Source organism: Acinetobacter sp. AC1-2, from assembly GCF_016124155.1.
GTDB lineage: Bacteria > Pseudomonadota > Gammaproteobacteria > Pseudomonadales > Moraxellaceae > Acinetobacter > Acinetobacter calcoaceticus.
Genome location: NZ_JABFFO010000001.1, coordinates 390360 through 412599, shown reverse-complemented (window position 1 = coordinate 412599; position 22240 = coordinate 390360). Strand labels below are relative to the sequence as shown.

Sequence of the window (22240 nt, the reverse complement as noted above, 5' to 3'; positions counted from 1 at the left end):
CAGGCTGTTTTTACTCTGCTTAATTAGGCTTTGCCAATTAATCCACGCGCTACGATTTCTTTCATAATTTCATTTGTACCACCGTAAATACGCTGAATACGGGCATCTACAAAGAAACGTGAAATTGGATATTCGGTCATATAACCATAACCACCAAAAAGCTGAAGCAAGTTATCTGCAACTTTCATTTGCATATCGCTACTGAAACTTTTCAATGCTGCAGCCGTTTCTACATCTAGTTTACCTTCTTGATATAGAGCAATATTTCTTTCATAAAAAGCCGCTGTAGCAAGTTCATCAATTTTCGCTTGCGCCAAAACAAAACGCGTATTTTGGAATTGTGAAATGGGTTGACCAAATGCTTGGCGTTCTTTTACATAAGCCGTTGTCAAATCAATTGCGCCGCGGATTGCACCAATTGCAGTAGATGCAATTGCAGTACGTTCACGTGGTAATTCTTGCATTAAATAAGCAAAACCTTGCCCAGCTTGACCAAGTAACTGGTTTTTAGGCACTTTCACATTGTCAAAAAACAGCTCAGATGTGTCTTGAGAATGCAGGCCGATTTTGTCGAGGTTGGTTCCTTTTTTAAAGCCTTCTAAGTGAGTATCTGCCAATAATAATGACACACCTTTTGCACGGGCTTGAGGATCTGTTTTTACTGCGAGTACAACAAGATCAGCATGTTGTCCATTTGAAATAAATGTTTTTGAACCATTTAATAAATAGTAATCGTCTTGCAAGATCGCGCTAGTACGCATTGATTGTAAATCCGAACCTGCTCCTGGTTCAGTCATACCAATTGCACCAACCACTTCACCTGTTACCATTTTCGGCAACCAATATTGTTTTTGCTCTTCTGTCCCGATATGTAAAATATATGGTGCAGCAATTTCAGAATGACAAGAAATAGCTGTCGATAATGCACAAAAGCCAGCACGTGCAGATTCTTCAACTAACATTAATGAATAGTAAGTTGGAACCCCATAACCACCATATTCTTCTGGAACATCCACACATAGATAGCCATTTTCACCCAGTTGATTCCAAACTGAACGAGGCATGATTCCTTCGCGTTCCCATTGGTCGTAGTGAGGCGCAATATGCTCACTCATAAAACGTTTAAAATTATCACGGAATAATTCTAAATCTGCATCGTATGCCAACATAATATTTTCCTTCAGCTTTATTGTTTTATCGAATCTCATTGCTGTGCATGCTAATCATTTTTTTAGCAACTGTCATGGCATAGCTGCTCATTAAAACTGTACTTTTCAGTCAGCCAATAAAAAAGGAAGCTTTAGCTTCCTTTTTTATATAGGTTTATTTAAATTAATCTAGACCTTCAGCGACTTGAGGACTTTTTGGTTCCATCATTTTTCTGTCGACTTCATCTGGATTATTTAAAGCATCATTGAGCTTATCTTTATCTAAAGCACCGACCCATTTAGCAACAACAATCGTCGCTAAAGAGTTACCAACAAGGTTGGTTAAAGCACGTGCTTCTGACATGAAACGGTCAATACCAAGAATCAATGCCAAACCTGCAACTGGAATATGTCCAACAGCAGACAACGTTGCTGCCATAACAATAAAGCCAGAGCCAGTTACACCCGCCGCACCCTTAGATGAAATTAAGAGTACTAATAACAAAGTGATCTGATGTTGAATATCAAGCTGAGTATTCGTTGCCTGAGCAATAAAGATTGCAGCCATAGTCAAATAAATTGACGTTCCATCAAGGTTAAATGAATAACCCGTTGGAATAACCAAACCGACTACAGACTTTTCACAACCTGCAATTTCGAGTTTACGCAACATGCGAGGTAAAACAGATTCAGAAGAAGATGTACCAAGTACAATTAATAATTCTTCACGAATCATGCGAATCATTTTGAGGATACTGAATCCACTCATACGGCTGATTGTACCCAAAATCAAGAAGATAAAGAGTAGACACGTAATATAGAAGCAGAGAATTAATTGGCCTAATTGTACAAGTGAACCAACGCCATATTTACCAATGGTGAATGCCATTGCACCGAATGCACCAATCGGAGCCAGTTTCATCACCATGTTCACAATGTTAAAGAACACATGTGCAACTTGATCAATAAATTTTAAAACTGGACGTCCTGCATCACCTAACTTATGTAAAGCAAAACCAAAGAGAATTGCAAAAAGAAGGACTTGTAAGATTTCACCATTTGCAAATGCGCCAACAACCGTATCCGGGATGATGTGCATTAAGAAATCAATGGTAGATTGTGACTCACCAGAACTGACGTATTTTTGAATGCCCGAGGTGTCTAGAGTGGTAGGGTCAATATTCATCCCTACACCCGGTTTAGCGATGTTAATTACAACAAGGCCAATTAGAAGTGCAATTGTTGAAACAACTTCAAAGTATAACAACGCAACGCCGCCAGTTTTTCCGACTGACTTCATGCTTTCCATGCCAGCAATACCGCTGACCACGGTACAGAAAATAACTGGAGCGATGATCATCTTGATCAAACGAATAAAGGCATCACCTAATGGCTTGAGTTGCTCACCTAAACCTGGGATATGTTGTTCGACACCATTGACAATTTGCGTTGTGCTTGGGGAAAAATGCCCTACCAGAACACCCGCAATAATCGCAATAATCACTTGAAAATAAAGTGATTTATAAATCGGTTTTTTAGCCATAACTTTACTTCAATCTATATTTCCAAGTCCGTTGGAAATACCAAAATGAAACGTCTATTCTTTACGAATACACAGCCCTAACCTTTCACATGAACACCGCAAAAGGGAAACGGTTCTTTGTAAACAAAAAACCTTCCTACTACCTCAATGAAAACAAAAAAAAGTTGTTTTCTAAAACAGGAGAATACCTGAAGTTCCTAACCACTTTGAGTAGTTAGAAATAACCTCTTACTTTTTAATAAAAAGCTGAAGATATAGGAGAATCACAGAAAATTATGATATGAGTGCTCAAAAAAGCACGAGAAAGTGTACTCGAATTAAATAATGATTCGATTAAATTTTTGGCTAATACGCGCAAAAAACACTCATGTGGCCCTAAGACTTTAGTATAAGAAACACTTTTGATATTTTTTCGACAGTTTTTTATGTCATATTGATTAAATACTTGTGGACATTTCATTTTGAGCTGCCTGCATCCCATCATTTTTATTGTTTTTGAACTACGATGAATACTAAACGTAATATCTATAAAGATGCTGAACATCCCTTTGCTCAATATGTCCGTATTTTAGGTAAAGGAAAAAGTGGTTCACGCTCTTTAAGCTATGAAGAAGCGTATCAAGCGTTTACCATGATTTTAAAAGGTGAAGTGCTTGATGTGCAGTTAGGCGCTTTTTTAATGCTGCTTCGGGTTAAAGAAGAATCTATTGATGAACTCGCAGGATTTGTTCAAGCGACTAGAGACCAGCTTAATTTCCAGCCTTTAGAAGTTGATTTAGACTGGTCATCTTATGCAGGTAAACGTAAACATTATCCATGGTTCTTGTTAGCGGCCCTCACCCTTGCTCAACACGGTTATAAAATTGTTATGCATGGTGCATCAGGCCATACCCTTAACCGCGTCTATACCGAGCAGGTTTTAGAATATCTTGGTTATCCAATTTGTCATTCAGAACAAGAAGTGCGTACTCAGTTAGCAGAGCAAAATTTCGCTTACTTACCTTTAGACGTGATTTCACCTGTTTTAAGTGAACTGATTTCTTTAAGAAATGTGATGGGATTACGCTCGCCTATTCATACTTTAGCCCGCTTAATAAATCCTTTTAATGCGAAAGCCACCTTACAAGCCATATTTCATCCAGCTTATAGAACTTCCCATCAACATAGTGCACTGCGCTTAGGCTATCAAAATAGTGCAGTCATTAAGGGTGAAGGCGGTGAATTTGAGCGAAATCCAGATGCAAAAACATTAATTTGCGGTATTAAAAATGGTGAACTCTATGAACATGAGTTACCAAAGCTCACACCTGAACGTAGTCCAACCGAAGAAGAATTAGATTTAGCAACTTTTAAAGCAGTATGGTTAGGTCAGCAGCATCATGAATATGGAGAAATGGCAGTAACAGAAACCATCGGAATCGCGTTATATACCATGGGAGTTGTTACTAATTTCGAAGAGGCTATGCAGAAAGCAAAAGCGTTATGGAATAGTCGTTTCTAATATATGAATGACCAAGGTTATATTGGATAGCCTTGGTTTTAAGGTTCAACATAATAAAAATCTGGCCAAAATGGATATTCCAGACCTGAAGAATGAATATTTCTTAGTTTCAAGTGATCACCTATTTTGATTGTAATCTTATTAGAATCGTAGGAACCCGAAAGATAAGCATCTCGTTGTTGACCAATAAGTGTCTTACAATATAAATGATGCGCTTTGATCTTTTGGGAGCTCCGTATTGTTTGCGACTCCAGCACCTGAATCCCAATCAATAACATGGGATAACCGTCGTTCTTTATACTTGTATATTTAGCTTGAGGTGAAGTGTATTTCCGACTCGCAACAACCTTCACGTTGAGTAAACATTCAATCGGCTGTTTGGCTAATGCAGCACCACTAAACAATATTAGAAATAATAGTACGTAAATAGGTTTTAAACGTTTCATAGGATTCTTTATTATATTTTGATAAACATAAAAAAAGCCCAGTAATCACTGAGCTTCTTAAATTAAACAAAACGAATTGGCTTAAATTCTGGCTCATGCTTGTGATGATCATCATCACACTCTTCACCTTCCTCTTTCGTACCACGGTCAATATAGCCGCTACGCTGTTCTTCTGGTAAGTTTTTCAACTCCCAAGCAATGACAGCTTGCATACAAGTCTCACGCTGCTCTTTTGTTAAAACAACGCCATTTGGCCATTTACCAATTTCTACTGCTGTTTTTAAACGCTCTACAATTTCAGGGTTTAAAACAGATAGCATTTGTTCAATATTCATGATTCATCTCTTTGAAAAGATTCAAAATCTTGGTTCCAACCAAGTTTGGTACGGCAGGCCATATAAAAATCATAACCTGGTGGATGCAATAAACTTAGTTTAAATGGATGTTTGCGGATGTGTAAACTATCTCCGACATTCAGCGATATACTATGTTGTCCATCAGCACTCACCATCGGCAAAACTCGATTTTCGCGAATAACAATTTTAATTTCGCTTTGCCCGCCGACTACGATGGGACGTGATGACAATGTATGGGGATGCATTGGAACTAATGCAATCGCATCCATACTTGGATGTAAAATTGGTCCACCACCTGACAACGCATAAGCCGTTGATCCTGTTGGAGTAGAAACAATTAAACCATCACTATGCTGACGATAAACATATTGACCATCAATGTTGAGTTCAAAGTCAATCATATGGACGGACTTACCCGAATGCAAAACGACATCATTTAAAGCGATTGCATCATAAATAACTTCGCCATTTGTTCGTACTTCCATTTCAAGTAAGAAACGGCGATCAAGCTGGAAATGACCTTGAAGCACTTGGTCAAGTTTAAAAATCGCTTCTGAAGGTTTGATATCAGTTAAAAAACCTAATCGCCCACGGTTAATGCCAATAACAGGGGTATTGTAACGGACCAATGCTCTTGCTGCATGGAGTAGAGAACCATCGCCTCCAACCACAATAACTAAATCAGCAACTTCACCTAATAGATGACGGCTTACTATCTGTGCATGATCATAAGGCACTAATTCGGCTGTTTCCTGATCAAAAATGGGGTTCAAACCTAAGTTCAATAAATGATCATGAATTAAACATAGTGTTTCTACAACTGATGATTTATCTGGTCGACCGATTAACCCGACGTTTCTGAAGGACTTATGTGAAATTTGCACGAATGAGTAAGCTCCGCTGCGATACTCGGCTATAATAACATTAACCCGATTAATTTAAAAAAACATAACTACAAGATGCTGTAAAATTCAATCTAAGTTTTCCAATTATTCACAGTTTTATCATTGCAAATTGATGACAAGCTATCGCATCATTACAGGCATTGTTAGGGTTTTATCTCATTTTTATGAAGTTTGAACGTGGTATCGGTTTCTTTGCACTAATCTTTTCCATTTTGGTCATTGGTGCTTTTATTGCTCTTAGTATCTATCTGATTCGTTTAGATAATATTATCCGTGAAAAATTTGAAGGACAGCGGTGGGATATTCCTGCCAAAGTGTTTGCACGACCTTTGGAAATTTATAACAACGCGCCTATTTCTCAAGCAAATTTCACTCAAGAATTAAAGCTATTGGGTTACAAAACTTCAAGTAATTATGACAAGTCTGGAAGCTATGTTGCTCAAGGCAGCAATATGTATATCCACACACGTGGTTTTGACTACGGTGACAGCGTTGAACCAGAACAAGTCTTAGAATTAAGTTTTGCAAATGATCAAGTTGTTGAAGTTAGAAGTACTAAACCCTCTTCAACCGGCGTTGCACGCTTGGAACCGTTACTCATTGGAGGAATTTATCCTCAACACAATGAAGACCGTGTACTCATTAAACTGAATAATGTCCCTAAACCACTCATTGAAGCTTTAATTTCTACAGAAGACCGTAATTTTTATCATCATCATGGTATTTCAATTCGTGGTACGGCTCGTGCATTGGTCAGTAATGTCACTGGTGGAAAACGTCAAGGTGGCTCAACCCTGACTCAACAATTAGTTAAAAACTTCTATCTCACCCCTGAACGCACACTAAAACGTAAAGTCAATGAAGCATTAATGGCTTTACTCATCGAACTGCATTACAGCAAAGATGAAATTTTAGAAGCGTATTTAAATGAAGTGAATCTGGGCCAAAATGGTAGCTATTCAATTAATGGTTATGGTTTGGCTTCACAATTTTATTTTGGTTTACCATTACGTGAGCTTAGCGTTGCACAACAAGCTTATTTAGTAGGTTTGGTACAAGGCCCTTCTTTATATAACCCTTGGAAAAACCCTGAAGGTGCAAAAAAACGCCGCGATACCGTGTTAAATAACATGCGTGTGATGGGTTATTTAACTCAAGCCGAATATGAAGATGAAATTGCACGTCCTTTAAATGTGTTAAGTAAACCAAGTTTAGGCCCTGCAAAATTCCCAGACTTTTTAGATATTGTACGTCGTCAATTACGTACAGAGTATCAAGAAAGTGATTTAACCAATCAGGGATTACGTATTTTTACGACCTTAGACCCAATTACTCAAACTCAAGTTCAAAATGCTTTTAAAGCTTCAGTAGACCGTTTGGCTAACAGTAATCCAGCACGTTTGAAAAACTTACAAGGCGCTGTGCTGATTGCACACCCTGAAAATGGCGAGCTCGTTGCAGCGGTTGGTTCTACACAAGACTTTACTGGTTTTAACCGTGCTTTAGATGCGAAACGTCAAGTCGGTTCTTTATTGAAACCTGTAATTTATTTAAGTGCTATTGAATCTGGACGTTATAACTGGGCAAGCCAAATTGAAGATGCTCCAATCAGTGTTCCTGTAGACGGTGGTAAAAGCTGGACTCCTAAAAACTATAGTGGTGGCGGACATGGTGTAGTCAGCCTGAGTGAAGCTTTAGCAAACTCATACAACCTTTCTGCTGTACGCATGGGTCAAGAGTTTGGTTTATCTACTTTTACTAATAATTTAAGAAAATTTGGTGTTGAATCAACGATTCCTGCCTACCCTTCTATTTTCCTTGGGGCAGTCAATATGTCACCAATGGAAGTACTTGGAATTTATGAGAACTTCGCTACAGGCGGTTTTAAATATCCAACTCGTGCGATTCGATCTGTCGTAGACGCGAATGGTCGTCTGCTTGACCGTTATGGCCTTAATGTTCAACAAACGATTGATCCTTCTGTCGGCTATATCATGAATTATGGCTTACAACAGGTGATGTCTTCGGGTACTGGTCGTGCAGCTTATAGCAGCTTATCTCCAGCTTTAAAATTGGCAGGTAAATCAGGTACGACTAACGATACACGTGACTCATGGTTTGCGGGTTACTCAGGTAATCACGTTGCTGTAGTTTGGTTAGGTTTAGATGACAACAAAGTGACTGGTTTAACAGGTTCATCTGGTGCATTGCCAGTATGGATTAATGTGATGAAGCAATTACGTCAAACTCCTGTAAATATACGTCAACCAGACACTGTACAGTGGCAATGGATTGACCGTGCATCTGGTGATTTATCAGCACAGGCTTGTGATGGTGCTATGTATATTCCGATGTTAACGCATACGGTTCCGCACCGTGCTACGCCATGTGGAGCACCTTATTATCAAGTTGATCCAACATATACGCCACAAAGTGATAACACAATTCCTGACTCTCAAGATGATAATACCGACAGTTATATTCGTGAAAGTGAAAGCCAGATGGAACAAGATCTGTCAAATAACTCTCGTGTAATTTCAAGTGGTAGTTATAACAACTAAGCGTTAACAGGAAAGTAGGATATGTTGAAGAAAGGTGTTTTTTATATTGGTGCTGTACTTATGGTCGGCTGTACAACTTTGCCTGATCAATCTGGCTCCAAAGACAAAGCACCTGCTCCACCAGCGAAAAAGAGCACGGAAACTCCATCGGGTGTAAAAATTACGCCTTATGATCATCCGGAAATTCACCGCAAGAACTTGCAGGTTATTGTTCCTCAGCAGAAAAAGCCGCAACGCTTTAATGATGATGGAAGCCAATTACCTGCATTTAAAGTCTTAATGCAAAAAACCCAACAGGCTTACAAAAATCAGCAATGGTCAGAAGCTGAACGCTATGCACTCCAAGCACAGCGTTTAGCCCCACAAGCCGCAGAAACATATCTATTCCTTGCGCTTACGGCAAATCATAAACAGCAATATTCTAATGCCGAGTCTCTAGCACGACGTGGTTTAAGTTTTGCTCAAAGTCAGGCCATGAAAAAGCAACTTTGGTTGACCATCTTAAAAGCTGGACAACAACGCAATAATCAAAAAACTGTTCAAGAAGCGCAACAAGCATTAAAAGCCCTCTAGCTTTTAATGCTTTTCTATTTTCTTATTAGAAATTACGAATACCTGCTAAGCCATAGGCACCATGCTGTTGTGCAGTAGCTAAATCATCAGGATGCACTCCTCCCAATGCAAAAACCGGAATCTGGCTATTTTGGGCGAGATCAGCAAAACGTTCCCAACCTAATGCCAAGGCTTCTGGATGGGTGGTTGTCGGTTTTACAGGACTAATAAAAACAGCATCACAACCAATCTGCTCAGCCTGCTTTAAAGAAACCGCATCATGACAAGCTGCAATATAACGTAAGCCTACTGTTAAATCGCCCTTATGCAAATTCATGAGCTGAGATTGTTTTAAATGAACGGTCTTAATCTGTTTCTTTAACTCAGGGCTCAACTGCTGCCAAAGATCTGTATTAATAATTAAGTTTGATAACTGATTTTCATCTAAAGCACTTAATTGCTCTAAATATCTCTGATCAGCATCGGCTTTTTCTATACGCCAATACAATAAAGCATCACTGCCTTCTACAGGTGTAAGCATATTGCTGATTTTGATGAGATGGGGCCAATAAAGTCGTTTTATGATGTCTTTATTGGCTTTTGGAAAGTTTAAATGAAGTAACTGTTCCCTTGAGTACCATGCCCATGGTTGATGAATAAGATTTAATAGTTCATCAGGCACATAACTATGGAACAAATGTAAATTGACAATAATGTCATCATATTCATGGTGAATATAATCAAATTGATGCCAATCTTTTAAACCAATACCCACTTCTTCATAGATTTCACGGCGGCAGGCTTCTTCTGGTGTTTCACCCTGCTCAACCTTTCCTCCTGGAAACTCATGCTTTCCACCTTGATGCTGCTGCTCTTCGCGCCATCCTACTAATATTTTTCCACGATGGATCAAGATTGCTATAGCGACATCGACTATTGGTTTGGGCATCTTTTTACTCTCTAAAACTTTTCTCAAGTGTAAGCAAATTTTATCATTTTATAAAATTTTAAAAATCTCATTGACAGACCTATTCGATAATGATTATCATTTAAATCGTTCAAGAATATACCACGGAGCACAACAAATGAACGCACCTTTTAGCTTATTTACCCGTAACAATGACACAGCTCACGCCTTACCAATGTTACATTCTAATAACCTCTTTGCATTAGGCCGTGAAATCCGCATTATGCATGCTGGCGAGGAATATCGTTTACGCCTCACTCGCAACAACCGTCTAATTTTAACTAAATAAAAAATACACTCGCGTTTCAATAATATTCGTGGGAAAACAAAAAATGGATAGCATGGGTAACCATGCTATTTTTATGACGGAAGAATAATCTCTGCTCTTAGACCACCTTGTTCAGCATGCATAAAATGTAATTCACCATTATGCAATTCAATAATTTTTCGTGTAATCGAAATTCCCAACCCTGAACCTTGCTGCTGAGTACCTAATACTCGAAAAAAACGCTGCCCTAAACGTAATAGCACTTCGTCATCTACCCCATTTCCCGTATCTTCTATAGACACCTTAATTTGCTGTTCATCCTGACTAATCTCAACATGAATAGAGCCTAAAGTCGGGCTATAACGAATGGCGTTATCAAATAAATTTCTAAAAGCAATAAATAGCAATTCTTCATTTGCATATGTTTTAGTTTCTGTCGATAAGGTATTTGTTTCTATCAACATTTGTTTAGCTTTCGCATCTAAATTTACAGTTTCAATAACTCTAGCCAATAAATAATTTAAATCGATAACTGTCTTAGGAAGTTGTGGCTGCTCTGCTTCATTGGGTTCCAATCGAGCGAGAAGGAGTAAATTTTCAAGTATTTTGGTACTTCTAGAAACGTCTTCTTGTATACGTTCAAAGTCTTGATGCAGCTCTGGAACATGTTGATATTTACGCTGTAAAACCTGAAGGCGCATTTTTATAGCAGATAATGGCGAACGCAGCTCATGAGAAGCATCTGCGGTAAAACGCTGTTCTGCGACTAATGCCCTTTGCAGCCTTGCGAGTAATTGATTTAAAGCATCAATCACAGGTTGAATTTCTGTAATGACATCTGGGTCTTGAATAGGTTCTAAATTTGATGCTGTTTTTTGAGCAATACGTTTAGAAAGTAAATTTAGCGCAGCCAATTGTTGCTCCGTACGCCAACTTACAATGACCCATTGTAGTAGCCAGAACAACACCATAAGGCCACTATAACCTGCAAGTGCTTTGAGTACTTCTTCAACACGTGTACTCATTGGCTGAAAGACTTCAACCTGTAGTTGAGAGTCTTCTTGTTGTGCAGCCAGACTACGCCATAATTGACCATCAAACCAAAAATATGAAAAACCTTCTGATAAATTACCTTGTTCAAAAAGCTCGTGCTGATAGCTATGAGAGTGAGTAAGTAATTGCCCAGAACTTAATAATTCATACTGAATATCAAATTCGTCACTGAGCTCATCAAACTGTTTCATAGAGTGTTGAGAAAGATCAGAAACCAGCAAAGTATCTGAAATTTCATCCATGATTTCGTCTTGCACTGACATGTTGTGATAAACAGAAAATATGGTGAGTAAGCTTAAAGCCAGCAAGCCCACCACGACACTACTCCACATCGTGGTTTTAACCAGTTGCGACTGCAAGGATGAGCGATTAGATTTCATTTTAAATCTCCCATACGGTAGCCTAACCCCCGTATGGTTTTAATGCTGCTACTTCCGATTTTTTTTCGGAGCTGATAAATAAATACTTCTATCGCGTTACTTTCAATTTCTTCACCCCATGCATAGAGCGCTTCTTCTAATTGATCACGCGTAATAATATGCTCAGGATGAACCATAAGCTTACGTAATATTTGGAACTCTTTAGCTGTTAAATCAATAGACTTTCCAGCACATGATACAACTTTCGCTTGTGTATCAAGTTGCAGATCGCCCCATGTTAAAACCGATTGCTGACTCAACGTTTGTTTGCGTAATTGAGCGCGGATTCGAGCAGATAGCTCTTCTAAGCTAAAAGGCTTAACCAAATAATCATTTGCACCTAAATCTAGTCCTTCCACTCGGTCATGAATACTGTCACGTGCTGTAATGAAAATAACAGGAACATTTTTTTGTTTATGGCGGATCGTTGTTAAAACTTTTTCACCAGCCAGTTGAGGCAACCCCCGATCAAGCAAAATACAGTCATAATCATGCTGTTCAATTGCCGTAAGCGCATAATCACCTCTTTCAACCCAATCGACCTGATAACCGTCTAACTCTAACCACGATTGAATACTTTCAGCTTGAGAGCGATCATCTTCTGCAAGCAAAATTCTCATCTATTTTTCCTGTTATATCCTGATTTGATCTTGCCAAGCCTTTATAAAAAAAGCAAAGCCGCATCATTTAAATGCGGCTGAAAGCAGTAGATCTAGAGATCAACTCATTAGAACTGAACTTGATCCACTTCAATTTCTACACGTTTTAAAGGCTTATAGTCGATGTCTACTTCACCAATTAAAGTTACATTTGTATTTGGTGAAATAGGACGACCTTGCCAAAGTTCATCATCTACATCAACCGTAATGCTACCTGTCTTGTCACGAAATTGGTATTTTTCATCGCCTAAAGATTTTACAACCTGACCATGTACTTTGACCGGTGTATTATCTTTAGCCGTTAATGCATGCTTAACAGTTGTTACAGCTACTGGAGCAATTGCTGCCTGATTCACAGGTGTATTCGCCATAGCGACACTAGCAGCTGTTAGACCTGTAGTCATTAGTATTGCTTTAAGCATTTTCATAAGATTACCTTTTTAATCACATCTTGGAATAACATAAGTACATCATGCATAAATGAGGTGAATCTTAAGAAAAAGTTAATTTAATGGCACAACCCGTAATACCTCTTCTAATGTCGTAAGACCATCAATGACTTTACGTGCACCCGCAATTCTCAAGGGTTCTATACCTTCTTTTTTAGTTTGTGTTCTCAAATCATTTAAGGTCATATGGCTACTAATAAGATGCTTAAGCTCAAGACTGACCGGCATAAATTCATAAATACCAACTCGCCCTTTATAGCCTGTATGACGACATTGTTCACACCCTACTGCATGATAAACTTTTTCTGGCATTTCCATAATGTAGTCAAAGGTTAGGTGTTGCCACTCGTCCTCATTAATATGAGTTTGCTGTTTGCAGTGCGGACAAAGCTGTCGTACTAAACGCTGTGCCAATACACCTAAAATAGTTGCTGCTGTCAAGAATGGTTGCACGCCTAAATCATGCAAGCGAGTCAAACTAGACGGCGCATCATTGGTATGTAAAGTTGATAATACCAAATGACCTGTTAATGCAGCCTGAATGGCCATATTCGCTGTATCTTGATCACGAATTTCCCCAATCATAATAATATCGGGGTCTTGACGCATGAGCGCACGAACACCATCTGCAAAGCCTAGTTCAATTGCATTGTTGACCTGCATCTGGTTAAAACTAGGCTCTAACATTTCAATTGGATCTTCAATGGTACATACATTAACCTGATCTGTTGCGAGCTGCTTTAAAGAAGAATATAGCGTGGTCGTTTTACCTGAACCTGTAGGACCAGTGACTAAAATAATGCCATGGCTATTTTTTGTTAACTGTTGCCACTGTTGTAATAAACTCTCTTCAAAACCCAGTTGATGAAAAGAACGTACCAGTACATCTGGGTCGAAAATACGCATAACCAGTTTTTCACCAAATGCAGTGGGCAAGGTTGATAAACGTAGCTCTGTTTCTTGGCCCTTTGGCGTCCGAGTTTTTAATCGACCATCTTGTGGTTTACGCTTTTCGGCGACATTTAAACGTCCTAAAATTTTAATACGAGCAATCACTGCGGTTAGCGTATTTGAAGGCATGTTGTAAATGGTGTGCAAAACACCATCGATACGGAACCTGACTTTGCCGTTATCTTTGCGTGGCTCCATATGAATGTCACTGGCACTCTGCTCAAACGCGAACTGTAAAATCCAGTCGACTAATTTCACAATATGCTGATCATTGGCATCAGGATTTTGACTATCCCCAAGTTGTAAAAGAGCCTCAACATTTTTATTATCACGATCATGAGCTGCATCTTTTTGAGCTGAGTTTACCGCTCGACTGACCTGATAATATTCTCGTAAATAACGTTGCAACTGTTCGGGATTAAGTAATACCCGCTCAATTTTTTTAGGAGCTAGACTTCGTTCAAGATTATTGAGCCAATCTGTTTGAAATGGCTGGTCTGTTCCAATCACAATTCGATCGGCATGGATTTCAACAGCTAAAATATGATTACGAATGGCAAATTCTTGCGACATTACCTGAGTTAAAGCACTCACATCTGCCTTTAAAGGATCAATCACAAATAAAGGTAGCTGAACCCGATCTGCAAACCATAAACACAAACGGTTTAAACTTAAATGGGCCTGCGTGTGCTGCTGATCTTTTAAATTAAAATGTGCAATCCACTGTAATGGATGCCATTTCAACTGATCTTTTTGGCGGTGGCTTGACTGTACCAGTAATTTATCTCGTTCTGTGATACGGCCTTCTTGTAATAATTGTTCTAGACACCAATAGGTATCTATTTCTACATGTGCATTCATGCGTTATCCCCAATATATTTTTATAATATAGCAGAGATGTTTTAGATTTAGCTCACCCCAAAATCGTTAAATCCATTATTTAAATATCCTTCAACTTCAAATAATTAAACCAATTCTCAACTTGATATTTTTTTGCGTCATAGGTCATGTTTATAAAAATATTTTGTATGTTGCTATGCCTAAAAAAGATACTATGCTGACTATAATAAAAAGCATAAACTGGAAACGAACACATGATTTTTAAAATGATTAAAATCCACATATAACGATAAACATAAGAGGAAGTAATATGGAACTTCCAATGACAATGTCATTACAAACTGCATCCTTTGAGGAATTCATTACTATAATTGCTGCTGCCCTTGGCTGTGGCTTATTAATTGGTTTAGAACGAGAGCGCAGTAAACTCAAACACGAATATAAAACTTTCGCTGGTTTCAGATCTTTTGCAATTAGTGCTTTATTAGGCGCGATCTGTTTTTTATTCGGCATTTCAATTGGGATTGTTGGAGCTTTAATCATCGGTGCAATCAGCATCGTTTCCCTCAAAAACCAGCCAAATGATCCGGGCGTTACTACCGAACTTGCATTTATCATGACTTATTTCATTGGAGCACTCTGTATTTGGAATATTTCATTGGCAGCAAGTTTAGCAGTCATCATGACCGCTATCTTAATAGCTAAGCAGTCTATGCATGGTATCGCCAGTCAGTGGATTACCGAAGCAGAATTGCGCGATGGAATTTTTCTACTCGCCCTACTTTTAATTGCTTTACCTTTAGTCCCGAATAAGCCGTTTTGGGGACCAGTTTTAAATCCTCATGTTATTTTAAAATTGCTCACTTTAATTTTATTTGTACAGGCACTAGCTCATATTGCTAAACGATTATTATCTTCTAAAAATGCGCTATTACTTTCGTCTTTGGCTTCAGGCTTTGTTTCCAGTACAGTGGCAATTGCCACTTTAGGTTTAGAAGTACGCTCTGGTCGAGCAAATGCAACAACAAACGCGGGTGCAGCCCTGATGTCTTGCGTTTCAACGCTTATTCAAACTTTAATTATTGTGATCGGTATTAGCTTTGCTTGGTTTAAGCTAATTATATTTCCTACACTTATTGCATTAGTTGTTTTAGCTGTCTGGGCCTTCATTTTATTACGAAAAGCCGAACCTAGTACTTCGACTCCAGAATTAGATTCAAGAATGTTTAGCCTTAAAGAAGCCATTATTATTGCATCAACACTCGCTATCATTCAGTCGGGGGTCTATGGCTTAAATTTATATTTAGGGGATGCCGGATTAATTGCGGGAACCCTACTCGCATCTTTATTTGAAATACATGCGGCTATTATCGCGGTAATTGTACAAGGTGAACCTGATAGTGCTCATATGTCCCCTTTATTAATTGCTTTTATGGGAGGCTTTGCAGTGCATGCCATTGCCAAAAGTATAAACTCTGCAATTTCGGGCGGGCTGCCCTATGCACTTGCTTTCGTTCCCGCCCAGCTGATTCATATGGCTATATTCATTACTTTACTTTGGCTCAACATCCATTGGTTCTAAAGTAGAATTTATTGCACAGCAGAAGCTTTGACCATATCCACTACAGTAACTTCAATCTGACCGACTTTAAAATGAATATCGAAACTTGAAAATTTCATTTTATAAATTCTGTCTGGATCTTCTTGATAGGCAGGCCGAGGATCTAAAGATAAGACTTGCTCAAGCTCATCAATGTACTGTGAATTCATTTCTTTATTTTGTAAAAAATATTTTTGAGCATTTAAAGCAGGTTCAGACCAAATGACCGATTTACGCTCTGGTTCTGCATGTGCATAACCACTTTGTGCATCAGCAATCGCATCAGAATATTGAATATAGGGTTTGATATCTAGAATTGGAGTTCCATCTAATAAATCGCTGCCAGTGACGTACACTCGGACTGACTTTCCAACTTTTTCAATTTTCTTTAAACGCACTACAGACAAGCCCACCGGTGCTGGGCGATACATGCTACGTGTAGCAAATACGCCAATTTTTTCATTACCCCCTAAACGTGGGGGACGAACTTGCGGACGGAATTTATCTGCACTACCCTGATTTTTATTGTCATGAAACTGCCAAACTAGCCAGAGATGACTAAATTGTTCAATTCCCTCAAAAGCCAACAAGTCGTTATAAGGTTCTACCATGTCGATATATGACTCGATATTTACCAAATTTGGCTGGCGTGGAATACCGAATTTTTCTCGATATGGAGAGCACATGTGGCCGATTATCGGGAAGGTGACAGAATTGATCATCACTTTTTCTTATAAACACAATTAAATATATTCAGTTTATCGGGAATGAATTTAGATTAGAATAGCAATCTGTTTTCTTTTAATCGTGATCGAGACCTTTAATGGCTGCTTTTAACGTCGAACGCATTACTCATGTTCACCACTGGAATGACACCCTTTTCAGTTTTAAAACTACACGCGACACTAGCTTACGTTTTAAAAATGGTCAGTTCGTAATGATCGGACTTGAAGTGAATGGCAAACCGTTAATGCGTGCGTATTCGATTGCAAGTGCAAATTACGAAGAAGAGTTAGAATTCTTCTCAATTAAAGTACAAGAAGGTCCTTTAACTTCGATTTTGCAAAAAGTACAAGTTGGCGATGAAATTTTAATTTCTAAAAAACCGACAGGTACATTGGTTCATGATGACCTTTTACCGGGTAAAAACTTGTACCTTTTATCTTCTGGTACTGGCCTTGCACCATTCTTATCAATTATTCGTGACCCAGAAACTTACGAACGTTTTGAAAAAGTAATCGTTGTTCATGGTACACGTTATATTTCTGAATTAGCTTATCAAGACCTTATCTTGAACGAATTACCAAACCATGAGTTCTTTGAAGAGTTAGGTATTAAAGACAAACTTGTTTACTACCCTACTGTAACTCGTGAACCTTTCCACACTCAAGGCCGTGTAACAACTGCAATTGAAACTGGTGCTTTATTCGAAAAAGTTGGTTTACCACGATTTAACCGTGAAACTGACCGCGCAATGCTTTGCGGTAGCCCTGCTTTCTTGAAAGATGTTGCTGCGTTACTTGACCAACACGGTTTAGTTGAATCACCTCGTATGGGTGTAATGGGCGACTACGTAATTGAACGTGCGTTCGTAGAAAAATAAGTTTTTCTAATTAAAAAAACCGAGGCCAAGTCCTCGGTTTTTTTATATTTGTTTTATAACTTGATTGTGCCATCGATACAGGTAACAGCGCTTCCACCCACTAAAATTTTATCTTGATATAAATTTAGTTGAAGCTGTCCGTCACGTCCTAAAACGCGACCTTGTGAAGAAAGTACCTGATCATTTTGTGCGGGCAAAATACCATGGTAACGAATAAAAGACGCTACGCTACCATTACCACTACCACAAACTGGATCTTCATTGATTCCAATTGAAGGGGCAAATGAGCGAACTTCTATATGTTTTTGCTCATCATTATTTTCATAAAAACCATAAACCGTCGCTCCACCAACTTTCATTTCTAAATCATGTTGTTTTAAAGCAGCGAAGTCCGGTTGAGTCGCTAAAACAGCTTCGGCATTAACCGCTTGTAATACAACCCAACGCGCCCCAACATCAACCAATGCAGCATTCCATTGAGTGTCAATCTGACATTTTAAAATCTCTGCCAATTTTTGAGTCTGTTTAGTATCTAATGGCGTAATTTTAGGTTGTGGTAGTTCAAAGGAAATATGATTCAATTCACTTACCGTAAGAGCAACTAAACCTGCACCACATTGCTGTACCAATTTTCCTTCTTTAGCAGTAATTAGACCAGCTTCAAGTAAAGCATGGGCTGTGCCGATTGTAGGATGGCCTGCAAATGGTAATTCATTTTGCGGAGTAAAAATTCGAACCTGATAATCGGCTTGCGAATCTGTGGCAGGCAGTACAAATGTAGTTTCAGAGAGATTGGTCCAATTGGCAATCGCCTGCATTTGCTCAGATGTTAAGGTACTAGCGTCCATAATCACCGCGACAGGATTTCCTTTAAATGCTTGTGAAGTAAAAACATCAACTTGTTTAAATGCTACAACGGACATAGACCCACTCCTACTCATTTTGATATTAAAAATTATGGTTTTAAATCCTCACCATGCTTTTGATCTTACTGAGATATCTTTAATGGTTACAGTATCAGTTTTTATTAAAAATAATAGACACAGTTTTTAAGTTCAGAACTCGATTGAATGGACCAACCTAAAGTCATCACAATATTTGAGATAAATAACAGATCACTATAAAGTGTACCCATTGCTTTGGCTTTTTAATGAATTGATATGTACAAATATAAAAAAGTGAGTGATGACTTAACACTTCAAATCCATAATGGAAGGCAGCCTATTGGTTCGCGTCTACCTTCAATACGAGACTGTGCAAACCATTATCAGGTCAGCATTAACACCGTAAAAGAAGCGTATCGTCAACTTGAAGATCAAGGTTTGATTTCTGTTCGTCCTCAATCTGGTTACTATGTTTGTCATGCACCTTCAAACTCGCTAGAACTCGAAGAACGTTATGTCAGTGAAGAAAAAGTGCCACTTTCAGGTATCAGCTGCTTCCTCGCTCAAATCGTTAAAAAGCAAATGGACCCAGCCTATATTAATTTGGCTCTAGCTTGCCCCTCAGGAGAAAATTTCTACCCGATTGAACGTTTAAAACGCTTAACTGCTCAAGTTTTACGTACACAACCAGATATTTTTAAAAGCTATACCTTACCACCGGGGTCAACACGACTACGCACACAAATTGCTAGACGAAGCTTGCAACTCGGTATGTTTCTTTCAGCAGATGATATTGTGCTGACTCATGGCACCATGGAGGCTTTAAGTCTCGCGATTATGGCAACAACTCAAGCGGGTGACACCATCGCCCTTGAGATCCCGACTTTTCATAATTTGTACCCGCTCCTGCATAATTTAGGCCGAAAAATTGTAGAAGTTCCCACTTCGCCACATACAGGCATGTGTCTAGATACACTTGAAGAACTCTTAAAATCTCAAAGTGTACAAGCCATATTAACGATTCCAACAGGACACAATCCCCTCGGTTTCAGTATGCCTGAAAGCAGCCGCCGTCGCTTGGCAGAGCTAGCCAATCATTTTCAAGTTCCTATTATTGAAGATGCGATGTATGCCGAATTGCAACTAGCCGAACCTCTCTTACCCAACATTAAGGCATTTGATCAAAATGGATGGGTGTTGGTATGTAGTAGCTACACCAAGACTGTAGCACCCGACTATCGAATCGGTTGGTTAGAAGCTGGGCGCTTCCGTAATATTGTGCAGCAACTAAAATTTACAACAACAGTGGCCGAGCCTGCTTTACTCACTGAAACCTTAGGACTTTTCTTAGAAAATGGTGGTTATGACCTGCATTTACGTCAGTTAAAAAAACGCTATCAACAACAAATTGACACTATCAAATCTTATATTTGTCGTTATTTCCCACTCGGTACTCGAGTCAGTCGCCCACAAGCTGGATTTATTTTATGGTTAGAACTCCCCGAATCTATTGATACGCTGGAACTGTTTCATCAGGCAATGGATGAAAAAATCTTATGCATGCCGGGAATTTTATGTTCGGCTGATAAACGTTTTAGTCATTGTTTAAGAATAGCAGCGTGTTTTGAGTTAAATCCCAAAATGTTAAATGCTTTGATGCGTTTAGGAGAGTTGGCAAAAAATATGCTACCCGTACAAAAAGATATAGGCCAAATTCCTACTAATTCAGTAGGTTGAATCTAAAATATGGAGTTAATAAAATAAAACCATATATTTTCTATGCCTTTTATTTTATGAATACTGAACTTCTCTCTCCCGCAGGTTCACTTAAAAACATGCGCTATGCATTTGCCTATGGTGCAGATGCCGTATATGCAGGGCAACCACGTTACAGTTTACGTGTGCGTAATAATGCTTTTGATCATGACAACTTAAAAATCGGAATTGATGAAGCTCATGCTTTAGGTAAAAAGTTTTATGTTGTGGTGAATATTCAGCCACATAACAGCAAATTAAAAAACTTTATTCGTGATCTTGAACCAATTGTGGCTATGCAACCAGACGCACTCATTATGTCTGATCCGGGCTTAATTATGATGGTGCGTGAACATTTTCCTGATGTACAAATTCATCTATCAGTTCAAGCCAACGCCATTAACTGGGCAACTGTTAAATTCTGGAAAGATTACGGTTTAAGCCGAGTCATTTTGTCACGTGAGTTATCTTTAGAAGAGATAGAAGAAATCCAGCAACATGTGCCAGATATTGAACTTGAAGTTTTTGTGCATGGCGCACTATGCATGGCCTACTCAGGTCGCTGCTTACTTTCTGGATACATGAACAAACGTGATGCCAATCAAGGTGCTTGTACAAATGCTTGCCGTTGGGACTATAAGCTGCATGAAGCACAAGAAGATGCAAACGGCGATGTGATTCCAGTCACTCAGCTCAATGAGTCAGAAAAGTCTTGCTGCTCATCAGCACAATCAGAAACAGCCTCGGCTCAAACCCTATTAGTACAACGTAATGATGAAGAAATGTTTGCTGCCGAAGAAGATGAACACGGTACTTATTTTATGAACTCGAAAGATTTACGTGCTGTACAACATGTAGATCTTTTAACAAAAATGGGCATCGCCTCGCTTAAAATTGAAGGCCGTACTAAATCCTATTTTTACTGTGCCCGTACTGCTCAAATTTATCGAAAAGCGATTGATGATGCATTAGCAGGAAAACCATTTGACCCAAGCTTAATGTCTCAGCTTGAAGGTTTGGCAAACCGTGGTTATACCGAAGGCTTTTTAAGACGTCATGTGCACAGTGAATATCAAAACTATGCCGATGGCTCATCACATTTTGACTATCAACAATTTTGTGGAGAGGTTTTAGAACGTCACGGCGACTATATTCGCATTGAGGTTAAAAACCGTTTTGTAGTGGGCGACTCACTTGAACTCATGACACCGCAAGGCAATATTACCTTTAGCTTAACCGAGATGCGCGATTTAAAAGGTAACCCAATTATAGATGCCAAAGGTTCAGGCCATTTTGTTGAGATTCCACTCTCCCAAGATGTTGATATCAGTTATGCACTACTCGTACGCAACTTACCACATGCGAAGGAAAGTATTACTGCATCGACATTAGCTTATTCAGCGAGTTAAAAATGACACTTTTAATTACAAGTGAATGTATCAATTGTGATATGTGCTTACCTGAATGCCCCAACATCGCCATTTTTGAAGGGAGCAAAGTTTATGAAATTGATCCACTTCGTTGTACCGAGTGTGTAGGCTTTTACGATGCGCCAACATGTAAGGCGGTTTGTCCAATCGATTGTATAAAACAAGATCCAGCACATATTGAAACCCAAGATCAACTATTAGAGAAATTTAAGGGATTAAATTTGCTCGGCTAATCTATCTTTTAAAAAGTTTATAGAGGATCAAGCTAAAGGCGCTGATCCTCTAAATGACTGCACGGATCAATGATTAAATAAACGAATAAATAGCTGAGACCACTTTGCAAGTGATAA

21 protein-coding genes are annotated in these 22240 nt (G+C 38.8%); 9 read left to right on the top strand and 12 right to left on the bottom strand.

Annotated elements, in window-relative coordinates; genetic code table 11:
• Positions 1-23 precede the first annotated feature (23 nt).
• Both HL290_RS01855 and HL290_RS01850 read right to left on the bottom strand, forming a co-directional pair.
• Positions 24-1169 (bottom strand): acyl-CoA dehydrogenase family protein, encoded by a 1146-nt coding sequence (locus tag HL290_RS01855; RefSeq protein ID WP_198495427.1) that lies wholly within the window; start codon positions 1167-1169, stop codon positions 24-26.
• Positions 1170-1332: 163 nt separating this feature from the next.
• Positions 1333-2691: a dicarboxylate/amino acid:cation symporter gene (locus tag HL290_RS01850; RefSeq protein WP_045430172.1), complete on the bottom strand. Its 1359-nt coding sequence runs from the start codon at positions 2689-2691 to the stop codon at positions 1333-1335.
• A 505-nt stretch (positions 2692-3196) separates the two neighbouring features.
• Here HL290_RS01850 and HL290_RS01845 point away from each other — a divergent pair.
• On the top strand, positions 3197-4192 hold the full coding sequence (locus tag HL290_RS01845) for a glycosyl transferase family protein (RefSeq protein ID WP_198495426.1): 996 nt from the start codon (positions 3197-3199) through the stop codon (positions 4190-4192).
• Between the two features lie 38 nt (positions 4193-4230).
• Here the strand turns inward: HL290_RS01845 and HL290_RS01840 are convergent, their stop codons facing one another.
• The 3 genes from HL290_RS01840 to HL290_RS01830 form a co-directional block, all read right to left on the bottom strand.
• Positions 4231-4638 (bottom strand): hypothetical protein, encoded by a 408-nt coding sequence (locus HL290_RS01840; RefSeq protein WP_198495425.1) that lies wholly within the window; start codon positions 4636-4638, stop codon positions 4231-4233.
• A gap of 62 nt (positions 4639-4700) precedes the next feature.
• On the bottom strand, positions 4701-4973 hold the full coding sequence (locus HL290_RS01835; RefSeq protein WP_004643467.1) for a YeaC family protein: 273 nt from the start codon (positions 4971-4973) through the stop codon (positions 4701-4703).
• On the bottom strand, positions 4970-5878 hold the full coding sequence (locus HL290_RS01830; RefSeq protein WP_003650688.1) for an NAD(+) kinase: 909 nt from the start codon (positions 5876-5878) through the stop codon (positions 4970-4972). The genes HL290_RS01835 and HL290_RS01830 overlap by 4 nt, the downstream gene beginning before the upstream one ends.
• 185 nt (positions 5879-6063) lie before the next feature.
• Here HL290_RS01830 and mrcB point away from each other — a divergent pair, with 185 nt between their 5' ends.
• Both mrcB and HL290_RS01820 read left to right on the top strand, forming a co-directional pair.
• Positions 6064-8460, top strand: a complete 2397-nt coding sequence (mrcB, locus tag HL290_RS01825) for a penicillin-binding protein 1B (RefSeq protein WP_198495424.1) — start codon at positions 6064-6066, stop codon at positions 8458-8460.
• Between the two features lie 21 nt (positions 8461-8481).
• On the top strand, positions 8482-9033 hold the full coding sequence (locus HL290_RS01820; RefSeq protein WP_003650683.1) for a tetratricopeptide repeat protein: 552 nt from the start codon (positions 8482-8484) through the stop codon (positions 9031-9033).
• A 25-nt stretch (positions 9034-9058) separates the two neighbouring features.
• On the opposite strand, the gene HL290_RS01815 is transcribed toward HL290_RS01820, so the two are convergent.
• Positions 9059-9961 (bottom strand): NUDIX domain-containing protein, encoded by a 903-nt coding sequence (locus HL290_RS01815; RefSeq protein ID WP_198495423.1) that lies wholly within the window; start codon positions 9959-9961, stop codon positions 9059-9061.
• Positions 9962-10097: 136 nt separating this feature from the next.
• On the opposite strand from HL290_RS01815, the gene hemP reads away from it, so the two are divergent.
• Positions 10098-10268 carry a hemin uptake protein HemP gene (gene hemP, locus HL290_RS01810; protein WP_002118129.1) on the top strand — a complete coding sequence of 57 codons (171 nt, stop codon included), beginning with the start codon at positions 10098-10100 and terminating at the stop codon, positions 10266-10268.
• Positions 10269-10339: 71 nt separating this feature from the next.
• On the opposite strand, the gene HL290_RS01805 is transcribed toward hemP, so the two are convergent.
• From HL290_RS01805 to HL290_RS01790, 4 genes are all read right to left on the bottom strand, one after another.
• Positions 10340-11680 carry a sensor histidine kinase gene (locus HL290_RS01805; RefSeq protein ID WP_198495422.1) on the bottom strand — a complete coding sequence of 447 codons (1341 nt, stop codon included), beginning with the start codon at positions 11678-11680 and terminating at the stop codon, positions 10340-10342.
• Complete coding sequence (locus HL290_RS01800; protein WP_004643474.1) at positions 11677-12339, bottom strand: response regulator transcription factor; 663 nt, start codon at positions 12337-12339, stop codon at positions 11677-11679. The genes HL290_RS01805 and HL290_RS01800 overlap by 4 nt, the downstream gene beginning before the upstream one ends.
• 107 nt (positions 12340-12446) lie before the next feature.
• The gene (locus tag HL290_RS01795) at positions 12447-12806 is read right to left on the bottom strand and encodes a NirD/YgiW/YdeI family stress tolerance protein (RefSeq protein WP_198495421.1); all 360 of its coding nucleotides are present in this window, start codon (positions 12804-12806) and stop codon (positions 12447-12449) included.
• 75 nt (positions 12807-12881) lie between these two features.
• Entirely contained in the window at positions 12882-14639 is a 1758-nt protein-coding gene (locus HL290_RS01790; RefSeq protein ID WP_198495420.1) for a GspE/PulE family protein, read from the bottom strand.
• Positions 14640-14928: 289 nt separating this feature from the next.
• On the opposite strand from HL290_RS01790, the gene HL290_RS01785 reads away from it, so the two are divergent.
• Positions 14929-16200, top strand: coding sequence for an MgtC/SapB family protein (locus tag HL290_RS01785; protein ID WP_151743276.1), 1272 nt, complete (start codon positions 14929-14931; stop codon positions 16198-16200).
• Between the two features lie 8 nt (positions 16201-16208).
• On the opposite strand, the gene tsaA is transcribed toward HL290_RS01785, so the two are convergent.
• Positions 16209-16940 (bottom strand): tRNA (N6-threonylcarbamoyladenosine(37)-N6)-methyltransferase TrmO, encoded by a 732-nt coding sequence (tsaA, locus tag HL290_RS01780; protein WP_198495419.1) that lies wholly within the window; start codon positions 16938-16940, stop codon positions 16209-16211.
• A gap of 101 nt (positions 16941-17041) precedes the next feature.
• Between tsaA and HL290_RS01775 the strand changes: the two genes are divergently transcribed.
• Entirely contained in the window at positions 17042-17821 is a 780-nt protein-coding gene (locus tag HL290_RS01775) for a ferredoxin--NADP reductase (protein ID WP_016137545.1), read from the top strand.
• Positions 17822-17874: 53 nt separating this feature from the next.
• Here the strand turns inward: HL290_RS01775 and HL290_RS01770 are convergent, their stop codons facing one another.
• Positions 17875-18744 carry a PhzF family phenazine biosynthesis protein gene (locus HL290_RS01770; RefSeq protein WP_198495418.1) on the bottom strand — a complete coding sequence of 290 codons (870 nt, stop codon included), beginning with the start codon at positions 18742-18744 and terminating at the stop codon, positions 17875-17877.
• Between the two features lie 231 nt (positions 18745-18975).
• Here HL290_RS01770 and HL290_RS01765 point away from each other — a divergent pair, with 231 nt between their 5' ends.
• From HL290_RS01765 to HL290_RS01755, 3 genes are read left to right on the top strand one after another with little or no spacing between them, the layout of a single operon-like run.
• A complete protein-coding gene (locus tag HL290_RS01765; protein WP_198496369.1) occupies positions 18976-20442 on the top strand; it encodes a PLP-dependent aminotransferase family protein in 1467 nt (488 codons plus the stop codon).
• Between the two features lie 56 nt (positions 20443-20498).
• Positions 20499-21869, top strand: coding sequence for a tRNA 5-hydroxyuridine modification protein YegQ (yegQ, locus tag HL290_RS01760; protein WP_198495417.1), 1371 nt, complete (start codon positions 20499-20501; stop codon positions 21867-21869).
• 2 nt (positions 21870-21871) lie between these two features.
• On the top strand, positions 21872-22123 hold the full coding sequence (locus tag HL290_RS01755; RefSeq protein WP_198495416.1) for a YfhL family 4Fe-4S dicluster ferredoxin: 252 nt from the start codon (positions 21872-21874) through the stop codon (positions 22121-22123).
• Positions 22124-22240 lie beyond the last annotated feature (117 nt).